The following is a 19,742-nucleotide window of genomic DNA, read 5'->3' as shown; positions in this document are numbered from 1 at the left end:
AACCGGTTGTTATTTGTGCAATTTGCTAAAAAATTTCGTAAACTAGCATGTCATTAAATTTAAGTAGCTAACATCCCGAGATTTCAAGTACTTGTTGATCAGAATTTATCCAAATTTGAATCATCTCTATAATTCCAGGAACTTCCAGTTTGCCTTTCCCCCTTAAACTGCATTCCCAAATTGTTGCAACTCGCCAGCCATTTTCCAGTAGTTTCCGTAGAGCTTCACTATCAACTTCCTGATTGCGCCTGATTTTTGAATTCCAGAATTCTGGTCGTGAACGCGGCATTTTGAACATATGACAACTATGACCATGCCAGAAGCACCCGTTAACGAAAATAGCCGCTCGATATTTTGGTAAAACCAGATCAGGTTTGCCAGGAAGGTCTTTTACATGGAGCCTGAATCTAAGCCCGGCGCCATGCAATGCCGACCTGATAATTAATTCAGGTTTTGTATTCTTGCTCTTTATTCCGGACATCATTTGGCTCCTCTTCTCCTTTGATACAATGTCTGCCATGGGATTACTGAATATTATGTAGTTTGAAGGTACGAACATCATGGAAAAAATGAAAGTGTTGGATTCCTGCATCTACTTACGCACAGGGAATGAATATGTCAGGAATGGCAATCACTTCGCATGAAGTCTGTTCAATGTTGAGACCGATTTTGCCAGAATGCCAGGTTGTACCAACTATTTTAACCCCTCGTAGTCTTGGGCTATTGATGTTCTGATCCAAGAGCAGGAGCGCACTGAAGCATGAATAATGAAAGAATATTAATTATAATTACAATCCATCGTATTTTGCCTTGGATAGTTTTCTAGCTTTAATGCCAATTGCCGTTATGAAATATCTAATTTCCGCGATCCTAATACTTCTCATCACCTCCCTCACCCCGCGCCCCCTCACATGGATCGCGATCGGTGACTCCATCACCTACCTCAACGAGCATCCCAACGAAACAGACCACCGCATCACCAAAGGATACATGACCATGGTGACCGAAAAACTACCTCACATCCAGTATCAAAACCAAGGTCACAACGGCTGGACGTCTGGCGGAATCGCGGAACAATTCGATAATCTCGGCATCGGGAAAGCCGATATCTACTCCATTTTCCTGGGAACCAACGATTGGTGGCAAGGACGCCCCCTCGGCACCATGGCCGACTATTCAACCAACAGCGGCAACGGCACCGTGTGCGGCTCTTTCCGAATTATCATCGACAAAATCCGCACCCTCAGTCCCAACGCCCATATTATCCTCATGACGCCCCTCCAGCGCGGGGATTTCGTCTACCTGCATAACAACCACAACAATGCATGGGGCTCCTACAAACCCAATAAAATCGGTCAATCCCTCGAATCGTTCGTGTCGGCTTTGGATTCCATCGCGCAAAAAGAGAATATAACATTCGTGGATTTATACCACAAAAGCGGGATCAACCTGAAGAATATGGTCCAATTTAAATTGTTGAAAGACCCCTCCTCCCAAGAGCCCCGCCAATACAAATGGCCCGCCTGGAAAGATATACCCTGGAACCCCGATACCGACGCCTATCCTTACCCGCCCGGAGCCATCAATATGACGTACGACGGTCTGCATCCTTCAGATAAAGGCTTTGCGGCAATCACAAAGATGCTTGTTCCAATTATGAAAAGATATTAGGAGGATTACATCAACCCCCGATACACCTCCAACGTCCTATCCATACACAACTGCATGGGGAACTTCTCCAGCTGGACCAACCCCTTCGCCCGTAATTCCCCGGAGCGGTCGCGGCTATTGATCACCGAATCGATCACTTGTGTCATTTCCTCCACCTGGTACGGATCGAAATACGCGACGGCGTCGCCGCCCACTTCGTGGAAACAGCTGGTGTTACTGGTAACGATGGGGCAATTATTCCGGAAAGCCTCCAGGATCGGGAGCCCGAAGCCTTCATACAGCGAGGGGTAAACAAACGCCAACGCCCCCTGGTACAGCGCGTTCAGTTGGGCTTCGGTGGCGGAAATCTGCTTCGCACGATGCTCGATGCCCGCGCGGATGAGGAGCTCTTTCTCCGCTACGCCGAAATCACCGCCGCCGGCGCACACCAGGTTGATGTCGTAACGGTCCAGCAACGGCCGGACGGCCTGCACGAACCGGGCGAAGTTCTTGTAGCCTGCACGGTCGCCCACGAATAGGAGGTATTCCGGGAACGGCGGTTTGAACGCCGGATCAGCCGGAACATACGCATCCTGGTAACCATGATGCACCACGCTGATCTTTTGGTCGGGGATGTTGAAAACCCGCTGCAGGTCGTTTTTGGTGGATTCGGAAATGGCGATGATATGATCGGCCTTCGTGATGGTAGCGCGCTTGAAGGGAACGTTATGGTCGTGTGGGGAAAAAAACTCGGGGAACAGCTCATGGATCATGTCATGAACGGTAATGACGAACGGCTTCTTCAGCCGTGTCAGGAAATATGGGTCGTAATATGTGGGATGCAGGATGTCGAAATCGTTTTTCCCGATGAGGTACTTCGAATACTTTTTATTCCACTTTTCCAGCTTGCGCTGTTTTCTCAACAGGCGCTCGCCCATAAGCGGCGACAGCGGGAACCGTTGATCCTGGATATAATGATTCCGGCTGTATAGCAGCGTGATCTTGCAATCGGTAAATCCACGATCATGCAGGGAATTGTAAATATTGGCAAAGTACCTGGAAATCCCGCCGTAACGTTGCCATGAGAAAACCTGGTGATCGAAATAGACTTTCATAGAGTGCGCTTAGTATTCGACAAAGTTAATACGCTTATACTTATAACGCTTGAGTATGTAGCGCAACTTCACGAAGAAACCAAGATATTTACCCACCAGGTGGATCCTGTCTTTCCGGAAAGCATCGTCGATCACCTGCCCGGAAAACCCGCCGGCAGCGTACCGCGAAATCAACAGGCGAACATATTCGAACCGGTAATTTTTGTCCGCCCACAACTGCATGTTCATGACATAATCTGCCCGCACCTTATATTTCAGCATAAATTTATAGCTGTCGAATACGCTCCGCGGATAAAAGATGCTTTGGTGCGTGATGTTCTCCTTCGCCAGTAGGTATCCGCTGTACTGACTGCCGAACACGAGGTTCTTCCAGAGACTGCAGCCGTAATATATATGATTCGGCCGCTTGAGATGATGCTCCGCCATTTCGGAAAAGCCGTCGAACAGCTCGTCGTCCGCCCCCAGGAAAAGCACCCATTTGCCCCGTGCATATTGAACGGCTTTGTTCATGGCATCGTACACGCCATCGTCTGCCTCGCTTTTCCAGTATGCTAACCGGTCATTGTACTTTTTGAGGATTTCGATGGTGCCGTCTGTACTGGCGCCATCCAGGATAATGTGTTCCACATCGGGGAACGGCTGGGATAATACACTTTGAATTGCTGTTTCCAGGCAATCAGCTGCATTCCTTGTCACGGTAATAATTGAAACGATCGGGTTTCCGGGTTTTTGCCTTTGCGTTCTGTTTCCGCCTTCCAACATATCTAATAAAAATTATAACAATTACTTATGACGTTGCAACGCCAGGATTAGTTACAAAACAATTTTTAAAAAATTGATGTAGATAATTATGTGAGATGTCCAATTACCGTACCGGGATGGATTTTATGACGGTTGAAATGTAGGGGAAGACGGGAACCCCGATTATTTGAAGCCTGAACGGCCGGCGGAACAAGATAACCTCCGCCTAGGGTAATCCCTGCCGAAACCGGCAGATCGATGCGCCAAACTGCGTATATCGGGAAGACTGCTGCATTTTTTTGCGTGTTTTGTGACTTTTTGGTAACTTGCCGTATCAACCTAGTTCGCCGCTTATGCTCAAGGAAGAACGTCAAAACGTAATCCTGCACGAAGTGAACCTCCACAACAGGGTGCTCACGACCTACCTTGTGGAACGGCTGGGCGTGTCGGAAGACACCATCCGCCGCGACCTCAACGAGCTGGCGGACCTCGGTCGCATCATCAAGGTGCACGGCGGCGCGCTTTCCAAATCTTTCCATAACGCATTCAGCCCAACAGACGTTTACGCCCGTTCGGAAAAAAAGATCATCGCGCAAAAAGCCGCTCAACTGATCGAAAACGGCATGTTCGTACTCACCACCGGCGGCACCACCATCCTGGAGCTGGCCCGCGCCCTTCCGCAGCAGCTGCATGCCACCTTCTTCACCGGCAGCCTGCCCGTAGCCTTCGAATATTCGCAACACCCGCATATCGAAGTGATCGTAATCGGCGACCGCCTCCTCAAAAATTCTAAAATTACCGTCGGCGGCGCAGCCATCGAACAGATCAGGCAGGTGAAGGCCGACCTCTGTTTCCTGGGCACCAACGCCATTGACCTCCGCGACGGGCTCACGGATAACGACCTCGACGTAGTACAGATCAAGAAAGCGATGATCGAATCATCCTCCAGAGTCGTGTCGCTGGCGATTTCGGAGAAAATCAACACCTCACAGCGATTGAAAGTCTGCCATATCAATAGTATCGACACAATAATAACAGAACTGGAACCCGATCACGAACTGCTGCGCCCATATGCCGCGGCAGGGCTGGAAATCAGGTAAACGTAGAATCGGTCCCGAAAGGTTTACATCGAAAGAAAGGATTACCCCCCGAAGAAAATCAACCACGAAGCAAGGCTTTATCCCCAATAGCAAACTACTGTAGTGAACAATGAACGGCAGGAATGGCGCTGTCTTACCATGACGTGCATGAGCGCCCAGCAACCAGAATCCTTTTATCCCCCCAATCTCAATTTTTACAGCCAAAACCAAATTCGTCATGACAAATCCACTTAGTTATCAGCAAAGAAGATGGAAGACGTTTTCACTGTTCCTCTTCTTCCAGTTGACGGCCTGCGTACTGATGGCGCAGGTCCGCTTCAGCGGCAAGGTGACGGCGCCAGACGGTTCTACCGTGCCGGGTATCACCGTTCAATTGCGCAACACTGCTGCCGGCGCCACTACCGATGCCAACGGCCAGTACAGCTTTACCGCCAACGTCCAGGGCCAGACACAGGTGCTCGAGTTTTCGGGCATCGGCTTCAAAACCGTCAACAAAACCGTGACCGTCAGCGGCGGCGCTGCGTCGGCCGATGTGGTGATGGAGGAAGACGTGTTGAAGATGGATGAAGTGGTAGTGATCGGCTCATCGCTCCGGCAATCGCGAAAGCAGCTCGGTAATACGGTGAATTCGGTGGATGCGAAACAGCTCCAGAACACCGGCTCCGGCAACCTCAGCGCGTCTTTACAGGGCAAGGTCCCCGGTGCGCAGATCTCCCAGACTTCAGGAGACCCCGCGGGCGGCATTTCCATCCGCATGCGCGGTACGAGCACCATCATGGGATCGGCCGAACCGCTGTATGTGGTAGACGGGGTAGTGATCAGCAACGCCACAACCAACGTGACCAACCTCAACGTGCTCGGTAACCCACGCGCGGAATTCGGGACCAACCGCCTCGCGGATATCAACCCCAACGATATAGAAAAGATCGACGTGATCCCCGGTGCATCGGCCTCCGCGATCTACGGCGCGCGCGCCAGTAACGGTGTGGTACTGATCACCACCAAATCCGGCAAGGCCGGGCAGATCAGGGTGGATGTGGGCACCAGCATCATTATGAACGAACTGCGCAAGAAGGTATACATTTCCAAATACGGCAAACAATTCGGTTCCGCCACCCTCCGCCTCGGCAATATCAGCGACGCGCCCGTGGGCTTGCCTTTCACTACGTATGTGCGGCCCGACGGACAAACGCGAAAACTCGCCACCGGCCTGGTAGATGTAACGCGGTACGATTACCAGGACGAAATCTTCCAGCGGGGGATCGGTACGGATAATTATGTTTCACTGAGCGGGGGATCGGAAAAAACAAAATACTATTTCTCCGGCGGTTACTATAAAAATGAAGGGATTGTCCGGACCACGGATTTCCGGCGGTTCAACGTAAAAGCCCGCATCGACCAGGAAATTACCAAATGGCTGTCGGTTTCCGGCGGGGTGGCGTATACCAACAGTTTCTCCAACGAAAAGCCCAATGGCAACGTGTTCTGGAGCCCCATCAACTCCGTCAACATTACCAACAACATTTTCAATATCCGGGAAAGGGATGCAAGCGGCAACCTCAAAGCCGTGGAGCCCACCCGCGTAAACCCGCTCAGCGTGATCGAGGATATGTCGCTCACCCAATCTGTCAGCCGTACGATCAGCGACCTCCAGGTGAAGATCCGGCCGGTGAAAGGCTTGAGCATCGATTATATTCTGGGTGTGGACAACTTCGGGCAGGAAGGGCAGAATTTCATTGAGCGGTATCCGTACATCTCCGCGCAGGAAGGCACGGGTTATGCATCTGCGGCCAATGTGAACACATTCCTTATCAACAACGATTTCAACGTCGGATACCAGGGCAAGTTCGGCGATTTTTCTTCGCAGACGACGGTAGGGTTCAATCACCAGTATCAGAAAATTACCGGCCAGTATAACCAGGGGCGCGATATGCTGCCGGGCATCACCACCATCATGGGAGCCGCCACCAAGCTCGATCCGCGGTATACTTCCGATCAGCGGCAGGTTTACGGTGCGTTCCTGCAGGAAACCTTCGGGTATAAAAACATCGCCTTCCTGACATTGGCCGCCCGTATCGACGGTTCCACCAGCTTCCCGGAAGACACGCGCAATTACTGGTATCCCAAGGCGAGTCTGGCCTGGAACCTTAACGAAATGGACTTTTGGCAAAACATGGGGTCCTGGTTCTCGTCTGCCCGGCTGAGGGGATCGTGGGGGCTGGCCGGCAACCTGTCCGGCATCGGCAGTTACGACCGGTTTTCCTCTTACCTGTCGGCTTCCCTCAACGGTACGGCTACTTTCAACCTCAATCCCGCGCTGGGCAACCCGAACGTGGAGCCGGAGCGCGCGAGCGAAATGGAAGGCGGCGTCGATCTGTCGTTCCTGAGAAACAGGCTGGGCGTGGTATTCACGGTGTATAACAAAAAGATCGTCGGCAGTTCGTTGCTGGTGGAAAGGACGCTGGCGCCGTCGAGCGGCGGTACCAGTCGCGTAGAGAACGTCGGCAACCTGACCAACAAAGGTTGGGAACTGGGCATTACTGCAACGCCCGTCACGAACAAAAACTTCAACTGGAACGTCACGGCTTCGGTGAACCGCAACAAGAACCTGGTAACATCATCGAGCCAGGTAACGCCCATCACGCTGGTGAACGCTGCGGGATCGCCGTCGGTTATTCTGGCGGGTGAGCCCATCGGGGTGTTTTACGGCAATTATTTCGAGCGCGACGAGAATGGAAAGTGGAAGGAGGACGACCAGGGCCGCCCCATCGCCGCCATCAACAATTCCACGCAAAAAGTGCTGCTGCGCAAAGTGATCGGCAATCCGAATCCCGACTGGATCGTGAGCTTCGGGAACGCGTTGCAATACAAAAAGCTGTCGTTCAACTTCCTGTTCGATGGCGCGCTGGGCCAGGACGTGTTCAACGCCGACCGCCGGACCCGCCAGGGCGTCGGCATCGGGGATATTTCCGAGAAGGAGATCAAGGGTGAACTGCCGAGGGGGTATATCTTCTCGGTGTACAATACGGAAGAATACCGCGTGGAAGACGGTTCCTACATCAAGCTGCGCGAAGTATCGCTTAGCTATGAGTTGCCGTCGCTGGCGCGTTTCATCCGCAGCATGACGGTGTCTCTCACGGGCCGCAACCTGGTGAGCTTCGACAATTATGACGGTTACGATCCGGAAACGAACGCGGGCGGCAACAGTGCCGTGCTCCGCGGGATCGATTTCGGCAACGTGCCCATCCCCAGAACGTATCAATTATCGCTTCGCGCCAGTTTCTAATCACTAAAGTCAAGTAACATGAAAATGCATCATATAATACGAATCGTGGCCGTCTTCCTGTTGGGGTGCACGCTTCTTCCCGGTACTTCCTGCAACAAGGAGTACATCAACCCGAGCGAGGGCTCGGTGCCCAGTGTGGAAACCAGTCCGGATGCGCTGATGACGCTTTGCGCCGGTTTGCAGCGCCGTTATTCGATCGGGCGGCAGAGCCCGCTGTACTGTTACGCTGTGGGCGGCGGGTACAGCGTGTATGCTTTGTATACCATCAACATCGGGAACACCAGCGAAAAGGAGGTGGAAACGGGGAAGGGCGCCATCACGCTCAGCAATTCGTTTGTCACGCAGATGTGGACGCAATGCCTGCTCCTGCGGACCGAATCTGAAACTGTGCTCAACAATCTCGCAATTGCCACTGATCCGGCAGACCGGGCGGGCCTGAAGGCTTACGCCAGCATCTTCTATGCGCTCAGTATGGGGATGCTCGTGCAATATTATGAACAGATTCCGCTGGTGAGCGCCAATCATGCCACTTTCAGTCCGAGGGCGGAAGCGTTGAAGAAGGTGATCCAGGTGTTGGAAAGTGCCGATGCGGAACTGGCTACCACGGCCATCAGCGCCAAATTCCTCGGTAAAGTTCCCAAAGGGATCGATGTGAAAAATACCATCAAAGCATTGCTGGCCCGGTTTTACAACATTCAGAGCATGATCACCGGCACATACAACGCGGCAGACGGTAACAAGGCCATCACCTATGCGCAAGCCGTGGATGCCACCAAGAAATCGGAGTTCCTTTTTTCAACCGTAACACCGAATCCGGTTGGGGAGCAGGCATTAACCCAGAACGTGTTCGGGGCCATTGATTCCACGCTGGGTCTGCGCAACGGGCTGGCGCCGGTGCCTGCCGCCACAGACCCGCGGGTAGCATTTTACATCAGTTTCAAAAGCGGGACTACTTATCCGCTGAAAGCTTTTGCGGAAACCAATATTTCGTCGTACCCCGTGTATTTGCCCGGGGAGATGCAGCTGATCATCGCCGAGAACTACGCGCGGCAGTCGCAGTTCCCGAATGCGATCGTTGCACTGAACGCCGTGCGTACGAAAAAAGCGGTAGACGATATCTATGGTATTGGGGCGAACCAGTCGCCCTACGCCGGAGCGGTGACGCAGGCGGCGATCATGACCGATATTTACAAGCAGCGCCGGCTGGAGATGTTTATCAGCGGGCAGGAGCTGGAGGATAGCCGCCGGTTTGGCCGTCCTGGTCCGAACCAGCCTGGAGAGGAGCGGAACCGGAATTTTTATCCTTATCCGTTGAGCGAGCGGGATAATAATCCGAATACGCCTGGGGATCCGGCGATTTAGTGGATTTTGATTTGATAGACGAAGCCGGCTGCGCAGGGTGCGTGGCCGGTTTTTGTTTCTTGATGGATGGGGGCACCGGGCAGCATTGAGTTCGTTATTGTTGGTGAATTGTTTCCCTAGGATGCGGGTGCTGGAATATTCGAACTCCGGCAGGGAGTGCCTGGTCCATAATCATAAGTATAAACAAGACGGCACCAAACAGGCGACAATATTTCTTCTTTCCTTTTGGGTTGCCGGAAAATGATGTACTTCATTTCGCCGTAATCTGTTGACGGGATTTGCCGGATTCTTTGTTCCATATCTGAAATGGAGCATGAATTTGGTTTTCATTTACCGGCATTAACAGGCTTCTCCACTTTATCCTCTTCCGGATCAGATTCTTTTACCTTCTGTTTCGGTGGTTTGATTGTTGGGCCGTTCTGCTCTTCATATTTCCGGTCGTATGCTCTTTTACGAAAATGGACGGCAAATCCGAAAAAGACAACCGCGCCTGTTAACACCAGGTAGTATGGGAAAAACGGGCGATCGATGTTCTCATAGTAGTTCCACCACCGCGTTACGATGAGCAGGCATATGGAAAAGAGGAGACAGCTAACGAAACCGACCAGTTCAGAATATGCCTTGAGTAATAGCGCCAATTTTTTGCCACGAAGGTTTTTGTAGAATCTTTGCAGCAGTCCGCTGGAAAAGGGTTGTACCAGGTGGCCGATTATGTATGCGGCCAGCGCGAAAAACAGGAAGTTGCCAGTGACTTTCTCCAGGGGAATTTCGAAAGCATAAATGACCAGGAAAGCGCATATAAAGCCGGGTATTATCCTTGCGTACCAGTCGAATGCGATATCCGGGATTTTTTCGAAGAGTGATTTTCCTTCTTCTTTAAAGTCTTCTACGCTCATTGGTATAGTATTTTACAAAACATGAACGGATCAATATGACGATAATATTTTCTCGAGATCAATTTTTTTGAAGCTGGTGAAAATTTCTTTCGCAGACTGAAGTTCTTCTTCAGTATTATGCGAATTTTTTATTCCAAATACTACTGCGCCGGCGGCGCTGGCAGAATCAAGACCGGGTTTCGTGTCTTCGAACGCAAATATCCTGTCGGATGCAAGCGAACGGATGGCTTTCAGATAAGGATCCGGAGCAGGTTTGTTGTGTGCCACATCGTTGCCGGATACCATCACGGTAAAATATTTTCCCAAACCGGTTTTTTCAATGATCCTGTCAAGCATCCATCTTTCGCTGGATGTTACCAATCCCATCTTCAAGCCCTTGGCGGCAATTTTTTCAAGCAGTTCCACCACACCCTCGGATGGCCTGAGCCCTTTATCCAGTTCTTCCAGGTAAAAACGGTTGAATACTTCCCGGTATTCTTTCAGCGATGCGTGTATTCCGGAGATATGTTTCAGTTTTTCAAAAACGTACTCAAAAGAATTGCCGATGTATTTATAATATATGCCTTGTGCGGGTTGCCCGCCGAAATACGCAATGGTCTTGTTGTGGCAAACGGATTTATGCTGTTCTGTATCAATCAGCGTCCCGTCCAGGTCGAAAGCAAAACCGGCCTGCCGGTAATGTTGGGTTTCGTTTGTCATCTATACCAAGTTAATCAAAACTATTCAGATAATTTGGGAGGCTGCGCCGGGGCGGATGGTTTTCGGGATATCCGGATGAAGGTAGCGGAATGCCGGATGATTTTGATAAATGGAGAGCGTTGTTGCGGATGAAAGGGTAGTTGGAAGGAGCCGGGAAATCGCGGTCGGCGGAACGTGCTTTCGGCGCAATGCTGCGCTCCGGGCGGCTGTAAATGAAAAAAGCTTTCAACGTCTGTTGAAAGCTTTTTTGCTTCGCTCCCCCTGTTGGACTTGAACCAACGACCCTCTGATTAACAGCGGCGAAATTGGTTAATTCTGACGAATCCGGACGAAGTCAGTTTAACTTAACTGTTTAAAATTCAAACGTTTATAGTTTTTCGCTAATTTCAATGGAACTCTGATTAAGGGTTACTAATTGGTTTTTGCTGGCAAATTGTTGGCAAATTTTGAGAGATGGGAGAGCCATTATGAACGCGAAAAATCTATAAAATGTCAGTAACGATCTCTATGACGCTGGACACCCGGCGTATGAAACAGAAAACCGGGAAGTACCCCTTGAAAATGCTGGTGATCCACAACCGGAAGCCACTCCGCTACCAAACCGTGTACGACCTGACCGAGGCCGAGTACCGGGGAATATCTGCCCGGAACATTTCCGAAGCTCTCCGCCCAATTCGTGACGACCTGAAACGCATCCAGCGGGAGGCTGAGGACGTGGCCCAGGGGATCGAACCCTTCAATTTCCCAGAGTTCGAAAAGGATTTTATCCTCAATAACCCCTCCTTTCATCAGCGAAAGTCCGTAAAGACAGCCGCCGCACTGGAAAACCATGCTTTCGACCAGGTTACTTACAACAACCGCTTCCCCATCTTCTTGAATCCCAAGCCGGAGCCGGACACTATTCTCGCGGTGTTCTTATTTTATATAAGTAAGCTCCTTAACGAGCACCGCATCCGGACAGCAGCTAATTACCAAACTGCCTATAATACGATCTCCAAGTTCCGGGGGAACGTCCGGTTTGTCGATATCAATGTTGCTTTCCTGAAGCAATTGGAGGCCTGGATGCTGGCGAAGGAGTTTTCAAAGACAACGGTGGGGATTTACACAAGGTTGCTCCGCGCGATTTTTAACGAAGCGATTTTTCAGGGGATCATTCGCCGGGAGAAGCATTACCCGTTCGGCCGGCGTCAGTATCAGCCGCCCGCCTCCCGGAATATCAAAAAGGCCCTGGAGTTGGGGGATGTGAGCAAGATCTATTATTACCAGCCGGAATGTGAGCGGGAACGGAAGGCGAAGGATTTCTGGCTCTTCTCCTACTTCGGCAACGGGATGAACCCGACGGATATTGCTCATCTCAGGTTCAAGAACATCGATGGGGAGTACATTATCTTCGAACGCTCCAAAACGGAGAACGCTACCCGCCTCGATCCGCGGCCCATCACAGTGTATGTTACGGAGGACATGCAGAAGATCATCGATTATTGGGGTAATAAGGATCGGAAGCCGGATAATTACCTCTTCCCTGTTCTGGAGCATGGCATTACTCCCCTCCGGCAAGTGGAGCTGATTGAGTTGTTCGTCCAGTCAATAAATGATTGGATGGAGAAGATCCGAGTGAAACTGAATATTGAGAAGAAGGTGACTACCTACGTGGCGAGGCATACTTTCTCGACGGTTATGAAGCGGTCCGGGGTGAGTACGGAATTTATTAGGGAGTCGTTGGGGCATACCAGCTTGAAAACGACGGAGAGTTATCTTGATAGCTTTGAAAAGAAAGTGAAAAAAGAGTATACAAAAGCACTTAGTAACTTTAAAACAATAAATTAAATATTATTTTATTAGTTATTTTGTTCATGCCCCTTTTCTTTAGCATCATATATTGCGTATCATAAATTCATATATTGCTTTATCGTTAAAATATCGCAAATGGTGCTGATTCGTTAAATTCTATCTTTACGGTGGTGACTTGGATTAGGGTGCAGTATTTTAGAATTCAAACATAGACATAAGTGTATCATGATAAAAACGTTCACAGAAGATGAATTGAAAAAGATTTTAGCTACGCTTTGTAGCCTCACTTCCGAGACCGAAGTAGTTGAATTTAAAGAAGCAAAGGGCAACTATGACTTTACTAAACTTGGCAAATACTTCTCTGCCTTAAGTAACGAAGCTAATTTAAAAGGGATGCCATATGCATGGTTAGTTTTTGGAATTGAAAATAGTGCACATAAAATAGTCGGGAGCCAGTTCCGGCCGAATAGAAAAGACTTAGATAATTTAAAAGCGGAAGTTGCAGCAAAAATAACTGGAAACATTTCTTTCATAGAGATTTATGAATTGAACTTACCAGAAGGCAGGGTGGTTATGTTTCAAATTCCAGCTGCACCGAAGGGAATTCCTATAACGTTCGATGGTCATTATTACGGCAGAAATGGAGAACAACTCGGAGCGCTGAATATTGAAGAAATTCATCGTATTCGAGATCAAGCGATGAGTGATGATTGGAGCGCGGTGATTATTCCTGAGGCAACTCTTGATGATTTGGATCCCGGCGCAATTTTGCAGGCACGGCATAATTTCAAAAGCAAGTTTCCAAATATGGCAGGTGAAGTTGACGCTTGGGACGATGAAACTTTCTTAAATAAAGCCAAGATCCTCATTAAAGGAAAGGTAACAAGAACGGCAATTATTCTCCTAGGGAAAGAGGTGTCTGAACATTTTATAAATCCTTCTGAAGCTAAAATTCGATGGATACTAAAAGACCATAACGGAAATGATAAGGATTATGAGATTTTTGGCCCTCCCTTGTTACTTTCAATTGATAAGGTTTATGCAAAGATTAGAAACTTAAAATATCGTTATTTGAAGGAAGGGACATTGTTTCCAGAAGAAGTCGATCAGTATGAGCCGTATGCGATAAGAGAGGCAATTAATAATTGCATCGCGCATCAGGACTACACTATTGGAGGAAGGATTAATCTAGTCGAGACGGATGATCAATTGATTTTTACCAATGTTGGAGGATTTATTCCCGGATCAGTTGAAAAAGTCATAAAAGATAATGCCCCGGAAGAGCAGTACCGAAACAAGTTCCTGGCAAATGCAATGTTCAGTCTTAAAATGGTTGATACAGTAGGCAGCGGAATTCGGAAAATGTTTTCTTTTCAGAGAGCCAGATTTTTCCCACTTCCTGACTATGACCTTAGTGGTGGAAAGGTTCGAGTTACTATAACAGGTAAAATCCTGAATCAAGATTACGCAAGAATTTTGGCGATTCATCCAGAATTAAGCCTTCAACAAATACTTTCTCTAGATAAAGTTCAAAAGAAAATGCCTTTGACTTTACTGGAGGAAAAGGGCCTTAAGGCTGCGGGCTTAATAGAAGGGAGGAAACCGAATTTTTATTTTTCGCGTAAAGTTGCTCAAACGATTGGTAAGAAGGCAGAGTATTCTAAGAATAGTGCTTTTGACAAGGCGTGGTATCTAGATTTAATAGAAAAGGCGATTAAGGAACATCGGAGTTTAAATAGAAAAGATATTGATGATTTGCTTTTCAATAAGTTGCCCGATTGGATGGATGATAGACAAAAGAAGATTAAAGTAAACAACTTATTATCAGAACTTCGGAAGAATGGAAAGATTAAGAACATAGGGTCCGATGCAGCTCCGCAGTGGGTGCTTGTGTGATTTAGTGCGAATTAGTGTTTATTAGAGCTTATTAGTGTTAATTAGTGCTGTTTTGTGCGATAATTCGTATATCAATTGATAGTCAATATGTTACAAATGGTATCCTCTAATAGGTTATGCTAATTTAATTAGACTGAGGGGAAGCCTAAAAATCTACAGCAATGAGAAACCTTAAGAAATGGCTGTTTTCTAATATGTTGGTGAGGAATATTCTCACTGATTTTGGTTCGAGATCAAAGCCATATAAAGACCATATTCATATCACCCCTTATTTTCAATACAAAACCGGGCCCTATCAATCGGATTACTTTTTATACTTTCCTAAGGAGCCATTTGCTAGGCGATACTATAACGAGATTTTCAACAAGATGATTGAATACACCGGGTATGAAATCGTAAAGTACCTGGATTTTCATTATTCATTATACGAGGATAAGCCTGACTTCCTCCGTTTTCTGCGGTATGAAACTGAAGAGCGGATGCAAAAATCGGGCGGTGCGGAATATAAACGGGTACAGAAGACGACCCTGAAATGGCTTCAAGAAAAGCAGAAGGAGAATCTCGAAAAGGAAGCTCCAATCGTACAACAGGGAATATCAGGAACAATTCGTGACGCATTAAATTGGCCGGCCTCGTCCTTCGATGTGGAAGCGATCATTGAAAGGGTGTCCGCGCCACTTACGGCTCACGTTCAATCGATTACCAACGAAGCGGAAGACCGGTTCTTGGCAATCGCCCGCGCCTTTACGACTGGGAATATCCAATTGAACGACCAGCAACATACCGAAAAGCTACTTCAGGCATTTTACCTATTCAGCACTGTAAAAGCTCCCGGAAGTAAAACTAACGGACTGTTTAAGGAATTCACAGCAACAGATCTCGCCTTCTTATTAAATATGCACTTCAATGAGTTCAAAAGTATGAAGCCTAACACCGTTCAGAAAAAGATCGCTGCCGCTGTCGAAAAAGTCAGATTCGAGATCCCCCAAGTAAAAAAACTGAACGAAGCCCTCCAGGAATTCTTCTACAGTTAGGTGAAATTTGCCTACTTAAGCCCTAATCTTACAACTTAACCAATTGTATATCAATGTATATTTTTCCATGACTAATCCTGCATTGACTTGACTCTTTGCTTGACTCAACTTGCGTTCATAAAATAATTGTTTATGAATACGGTTTACATTCCAAATGAAAGTGATATCCGGAAGTGGGTAAGGGAGACAATGAAAGAATGCCTGGAGGATTTTACCGGAAAAGTGCGGACTGAAGGTCGGCCGGAAGAGGAGCCTTTGCTATCCCGGAAGGAAATTGCCGGGGTATTGGGAGTCTCGTTAGTGACATTGCATGAGTGGATGAAGGGTGGTTTGCCCTGCCACAAGCAGGGAGGCCGGGTATACTTCCTGAAGTCAGAGGTACATGTATTTCTGAAAAGTAAGCCTAATCCTCGCCGTAAAACTGTTAAGCCATGAGCTCCGTTAAAATTTCTGATGTTAAGCAGCTTGACCTGGTTGATTTCCTTGCCTCCCTTGGTTTTCACCCGGTAAAAGTCCAGAATCAAGAATATTGGTATCTCTCCCCTCTTCGGAATGAGCGAACTGCCTCCTTTAAAATTGACCGTAAACTAAATGTTTGGTACGATCATGGCGACGGGCGCGGCGGCACGATTATCGATTTCGGAATGGCGTTTTATCAATGCGATATTCCCACCTTCCTATCCAAATTCGATCATGAATTTTCTTTTCATGGACAGCTCGACCGGCACCATGCCGCACCAGCGCAGCCCATCAATGAAGAACCCAAGATCCACATCCGGGCCGAACGGCCGATCATGGCCCCGGCGTTAATCGATTATCTCGATCATCGCGGTATTCCGCTGGAGCTGGCGAGCAGGTATTGCCGGGAGGTCGTCTACCGGCTGGGTAAGAAGGACTTTTACGCTATCGGGTTTAAGAACGACAAGGGCGGACTCGAGCTGCGGAACGCCCGGATCAAATTGAGCAATTCCCCCAAAGGGACAACACTCATTCCTGCCGATTCGCGGGAGCTGCGGCTCTTCGAAGGCTGTTTCGACTTCCTTTCCTTCAAGGTTCTCGAGGAACGGTTCGGGATTCCGCCGTCCAGTTGTTTGATTCTGAACTCGGTCGCATTCCTCCGGGAGAGCCTGCCAGTGATCCGGCAATATTCCGCCACAACTCTGTACCTCGATCACGACGTAGCGGGTCGGCGGGCAACGGAGCAGGTAATCCATGAGCATCCGGCTGCTCGGGATGGAAGTTCATTTTACAAGGGCTCGAAGGATCTGAACGAATGGTTCGTGACGGTCTACCCGAAGTTGTCGGATGCGCAACTACTGGCCCAGGAACTCCAGCGGAAGTTTCCTGATGACGACAACTCCCCTCAACTCCGGAATCCTGGCCGGAGAATCCGCTAATCAATTCATTTACTTCAAAACTTATTGTAATGGCAGAACTACGCAAGAAGCTGCTGTCGCTCGCCAGCGGCAGGCAGGTGCGATTGTATGGCAGTAGCATCGCGATTTCCAAAGGACTGGAGATCGGGGAAGGGTGCGCACCGAATATTTTTTCTTTTTCAGGGACGGAGGGGCCGAACGATCCCGACGGCAAGGTGATCAACGTCCACAACTTATCCGCCAACGATCTGGAGGAAATCGCGGATTATAATATCCAGTTGTGGATGAACCTGAAAGCGAACCTGCGCCGTCACGGCGTCGATAATCCGAAGGTTTTCAACCACGATACTATACGGTAAAGGGGGAAGGGGCTTTTGGCCTCACCGGAGCGGATATTGGAATTGCAAGCGGTGTTTTCGGCAGCCGAAAACCGCTTGCCCTTTGCTCCCGTTGGTCGCAAGGGGGGATTATTGAACCGGAACATTGTGCATGATGAGCGATACTAACCACGGCGGACGGCCGAAAAAGCCGGTGAAAAAAGAATGGAGAATTACCATCCGCCTGACCGAAGCGGAAAGGTATATATTGAAAGGAAAGGCCCGGGAGGCCGGGACGAACCTGGCGAATTATATCCGCGCCGCCGCGATTAAGGGTAAAGTAGTTGCCCGACCTCACGTAAAAGATCACGGCTTTTTTCGCCAGGTCATCGGCATTTCGACCAACCTGAATCAGGTGGCGCGGGCTGTCAATAAGCAGGGAATCCTTCCGCTCTATACCAAACTGAAGGAGATAATCAGATTTTTCGACGAACAAATGAAACAGGTGAAGAATGATCAGCAAGGTAATTAGCAGCGCCAGCTTCCGCCGAGCCTGCCAGTATGTATTGGGGAAAGACGGAGCATATATTTTGGCTTCGGATGGCGTCCGCGAACATTGCCCGCGACTGATGGCCGATGATTTTGAGGCGCAGGCTGAACTTCGCCGGACTATTTCCCGCCCTTGTTTTCATGCAGTGCTGAGTTTTCCGCCAGGAGAAAAGGTTACGGACGAATTAATGGTAGACCTGGCAGGGAAGTATTTGGACGGGATCGGGATGGTCGGAACCCAGTTCGCAGTCGTCCGGCACGCGGACACTGAGCATCCGCATGTTCACATTATTGCCAACCGGGTCAACTTCCAAGGCAAGGCAATTACGGATAGCATGATCGGCAGGCGGGCGAAAGCCGTTGCCCAGGAACTGACACGGGAGTTCGGATTGCGACCGGCGGAAAAGAAGGATATCTCCCGCACCCAGGTCAAAGCAATGAGCGAACCGGAACAAATACGCTACCGGATTTATTCCGCCATCTCCAGCAGCCTGAAGGGGTGTACCGACCTCGACGAACTGGCACGGCGGCTAAAAGTGAGGGGCATTGAAACGGTGGTTAAGTTCCGCAGCGGGACGCAGGAGGCGCAGGGAATCAGTTTTAAGCTCGGGGATTTTTGTTTCAAAGGGAGCGCGGTTGACCGGAAGTTTTCGCTGGCCAATCTTAAGAAAACTATCGAATCGCAACCTCAGATCCCACGGAAATCCGTCGCGCGTAATTTGCCGATTCATCATCAAAAATCTTCTGTAGCCTATTCCTGTGTTAGGGCTGCGTTCCCTGCTCAGGAAGTGATGAAGGTAATGGCTGGTTTTCTGGAAGAATTGCTCAAGCCGGAATTTGTCAACAACCAGGTTCCTCATGAACTCCTGCGGGAGGCCAGGAAGAAAAAGAAACGCAGAGGATTAAGCCGGTAAAAACATTGTATCATGGACGAAATGTTATTAAACATAATATCGAAAGATCTACACGAGTTGCGGGAGTATATGGGAAGCCAGAACGGGTTGCTCGTGGGGATCAAAACCACCCTGAAAAAGGTGGAAACGTTGGATCGCACCGGGGATCTATTATTAAAAAGCCTGGAAAAGTCATCGCGTGATGTGGACCGCCTTTCACAGGAAATTGCGGGTTTGCGCGGACTGGTGGGTCACCTTCGGCAGGATTTGGCGAAGCCGTTATTGCATGAGCACCACAATCATTTCCCAAAAATTATCTGGATAACAATAGGCCTGTTTATCGGTTTGGCTGTGGCGGTCTCCGGTTGGACTTCGGCATGGAAGGATGGATTGGCATATCGGAACGCCGATACCCAAATCCGTTATCTGCGCCTTTTGCAGGAGGATTCGCTGTATTCAACATTAAGGCATGCGGGGGAAGTAGTGAAGGCCGATCCGGAGAAGGTAAGGGATAGCGTGATCCAGATTGAAGTGGATCGGGAGCGGTATTGGGAAACAATTCGGGAAGCAGAAAGGTTGAGGCGGAAGGGATTCGGCCATTAGCCTAGATACAGGGGAGTATTTTTGTTATGGTGATCTCTTTAAATAGGGGGTGGCGGGGATTGATAAGGAAATTGAGCTGAGCCCGCCAGTGAAAGGAAGGGAATGAGGCCACGAGGGCTTTTCTTTCCTGCAGGAACTGCTGTGCTTTGGTGCCCGGATAGCCGGTGAACGTACCCTCAACCGGATCGATGATGGACTCATCCTGGATAGTAGAGATCCAGCAATGGTCTGGCAAACGGAATTCGACGAAGCAGAAGCTATGGGGCATTCTCTTCAGTGTCCTGTAAACACTACATTCAAGGATTGCAGCGGCAATTGACTCGAATGCGCAATAAAAAGGTTGCTTCCCGATAAAGTTGAACCCGGATATTGGGTTATCCTCGAGCCGGAAAGCAATTTCGGTATGTGCGAGGCGATACAGTTTCATATTGAAT

19 protein-coding genes are annotated in these 19,742 nt (G+C 49.1%); 13 read left to right on the top strand and 6 right to left on the bottom strand.

Annotated elements, in window-relative coordinates; genetic code table 11:
• Positions 1 to 67: 67 nt before the first annotated feature.
• Positions 68 to 520 carry a very short patch repair endonuclease gene (locus EJ361_RS12250; RefSeq protein ID WP_126245905.1) on the bottom strand — a complete coding sequence of 151 codons (453 nt, stop codon included), beginning with the start codon at positions 518 to 520 and terminating at the stop codon, positions 68 to 70.
• A 326-nt stretch (positions 521 to 846) separates the two neighbouring features.
• On the opposite strand from EJ361_RS12250, the gene EJ361_RS12245 reads away from it, so the two are divergent.
• Positions 847 to 1,671, top strand: a complete 825-nt coding sequence (locus tag EJ361_RS12245; protein WP_126245904.1) for an SGNH/GDSL hydrolase family protein — start codon at positions 847 to 849, stop codon at positions 1,669 to 1,671.
• A 5-nt stretch (positions 1,672 to 1,676) separates the two neighbouring features.
• Here EJ361_RS12245 and EJ361_RS12240 read toward each other — a convergent pair whose 3' ends face one another.
• Both EJ361_RS12240 and EJ361_RS12235 read right to left on the bottom strand, forming a co-directional pair.
• The gene (locus EJ361_RS12240) at positions 1,677 to 2,765 is read right to left on the bottom strand and encodes a glycosyltransferase family 4 protein (protein WP_126245903.1); all 1,089 of its coding nucleotides are present in this window, start codon (positions 2,763 to 2,765) and stop codon (positions 1,677 to 1,679) included.
• A 9-nt stretch (positions 2,766 to 2,774) separates the two neighbouring features.
• Positions 2,775 to 3,527, bottom strand: a complete 753-nt coding sequence (locus EJ361_RS12235) for a glycosyltransferase family 2 protein (protein ID WP_126245902.1) — start codon at positions 3,525 to 3,527, stop codon at positions 2,775 to 2,777.
• Between the two features lie 332 nt (positions 3,528 to 3,859).
• Between EJ361_RS12235 and EJ361_RS12230 the strand changes: the two genes are divergently transcribed.
• The 3 genes from EJ361_RS12230 (at position 3,860) to EJ361_RS12220 (ending at position 9,254) form a co-directional block, all read left to right on the top strand.
• Positions 3,860 to 4,606: a DeoR/GlpR family DNA-binding transcription regulator gene (locus EJ361_RS12230; protein ID WP_126245901.1), complete on the top strand. Its 747-nt coding sequence runs from the start codon at positions 3,860 to 3,862 to the stop codon at positions 4,604 to 4,606.
• A 217-nt stretch (positions 4,607 to 4,823) separates the two neighbouring features.
• Entirely contained in the window at positions 4,824 to 7,892 is a 3,069-nt protein-coding gene (locus EJ361_RS12225; protein WP_205686997.1) for a SusC/RagA family TonB-linked outer membrane protein, read from the top strand.
• An 18-nt stretch (positions 7,893 to 7,910) separates the two neighbouring features.
• Entirely contained in the window at positions 7,911 to 9,254 is a 1,344-nt protein-coding gene (locus EJ361_RS12220; RefSeq protein ID WP_126245900.1) for a RagB/SusD family nutrient uptake outer membrane protein, read from the top strand.
• Between the two features lie 326 nt (positions 9,255 to 9,580).
• On the opposite strand, the gene EJ361_RS12215 is transcribed toward EJ361_RS12220, so the two are convergent.
• Positions 9,581 to 10,150: a hypothetical protein gene (locus tag EJ361_RS12215; protein WP_126245899.1), complete on the bottom strand. Its 570-nt coding sequence runs from the start codon at positions 10,148 to 10,150 to the stop codon at positions 9,581 to 9,583.
• A gap of 30 nt (positions 10,151 to 10,180) precedes the next feature.
• Complete coding sequence (locus tag EJ361_RS12210) at positions 10,181 to 10,849, bottom strand: HAD family hydrolase (RefSeq protein WP_126245898.1); 669 nt, start codon at positions 10,847 to 10,849, stop codon at positions 10,181 to 10,183.
• Between the two features lie 489 nt (positions 10,850 to 11,338).
• Between EJ361_RS12210 and EJ361_RS12205 the strand changes: the two genes are divergently transcribed.
• The 9 genes from EJ361_RS12205 to EJ361_RS12165 all read left to right on the top strand — a co-directional run bounded on the left by EJ361_RS12205 (position 11,339) and on the right by EJ361_RS12165 (position 19,308).
• Entirely contained in the window at positions 11,339 to 12,676 is a 1,338-nt protein-coding gene (locus EJ361_RS12205) for a tyrosine-type recombinase/integrase (RefSeq protein WP_126245897.1), read from the top strand.
• A gap of 189 nt (positions 12,677 to 12,865) precedes the next feature.
• A complete protein-coding gene (locus EJ361_RS12200; RefSeq protein WP_126245896.1) occupies positions 12,866 to 14,536 on the top strand; it encodes an RNA-binding domain-containing protein in 1,671 nt (556 codons plus the stop codon).
• Positions 14,537 to 14,697: 161 nt separating this feature from the next.
• Positions 14,698 to 15,570: a hypothetical protein gene (locus EJ361_RS12195; protein WP_126245895.1), complete on the top strand. Its 873-nt coding sequence runs from the start codon at positions 14,698 to 14,700 to the stop codon at positions 15,568 to 15,570.
• Positions 15,571 to 15,702: 132 nt separating this feature from the next.
• Positions 15,703 to 16,005: a helix-turn-helix domain-containing protein gene (locus EJ361_RS12190; protein ID WP_126245894.1), complete on the top strand. Its 303-nt coding sequence runs from the start codon at positions 15,703 to 15,705 to the stop codon at positions 16,003 to 16,005.
• Positions 16,002 to 16,967: a toprim domain-containing protein gene (locus EJ361_RS12185; protein ID WP_126245893.1), complete on the top strand. Its 966-nt coding sequence runs from the start codon at positions 16,002 to 16,004 to the stop codon at positions 16,965 to 16,967. Before EJ361_RS12190 ends, EJ361_RS12185 begins: the two co-directional genes overlap by 4 nt.
• 29 nt (positions 16,968 to 16,996) lie before the next feature.
• A complete protein-coding gene (locus tag EJ361_RS12180; RefSeq protein WP_126245892.1) occupies positions 16,997 to 17,305 on the top strand; it encodes a hypothetical protein in 309 nt (102 codons plus the stop codon).
• Positions 17,306 to 17,438: 133 nt separating this feature from the next.
• On the top strand, positions 17,439 to 17,795 hold the full coding sequence (locus EJ361_RS12175) for a plasmid mobilization protein (RefSeq protein WP_164714201.1): 357 nt from the start codon (positions 17,439 to 17,441) through the stop codon (positions 17,793 to 17,795).
• Positions 17,776 to 18,726 (top strand): relaxase/mobilization nuclease domain-containing protein, encoded by a 951-nt coding sequence (locus tag EJ361_RS12170; RefSeq protein ID WP_126245890.1) that lies wholly within the window; start codon positions 17,776 to 17,778, stop codon positions 18,724 to 18,726. Before EJ361_RS12175 ends, EJ361_RS12170 begins: the two co-directional genes overlap by 20 nt.
• Before the next feature lie 12 nt (positions 18,727 to 18,738).
• Positions 18,739 to 19,308, top strand: coding sequence for a hypothetical protein (locus EJ361_RS12165; RefSeq protein ID WP_126245889.1), 570 nt, complete (start codon positions 18,739 to 18,741; stop codon positions 19,306 to 19,308).
• Between the two features lies 1 nt (position 19,309).
• On the opposite strand, the gene EJ361_RS12160 is transcribed toward EJ361_RS12165, so the two are convergent.
• A complete protein-coding gene (locus EJ361_RS12160) occupies positions 19,310 to 19,735 on the bottom strand; it encodes an RES family NAD+ phosphorylase (protein WP_126245888.1) in 426 nt (141 codons plus the stop codon).
• Positions 19,736 to 19,742: the final 7 nt, after the last annotated feature.

The organism is Chitinophaga rhizosphaerae, from assembly GCF_003958645.1.
GTDB classification, from domain to species: Bacteria; Bacteroidota; Bacteroidia; order Chitinophagales; family Chitinophagaceae; genus Chitinophaga; species Chitinophaga rhizosphaerae.
The sequence above is the reverse complement of the archived record's forward strand: the minus strand, read 5'-3'. Positions and strand labels throughout refer to the sequence as shown.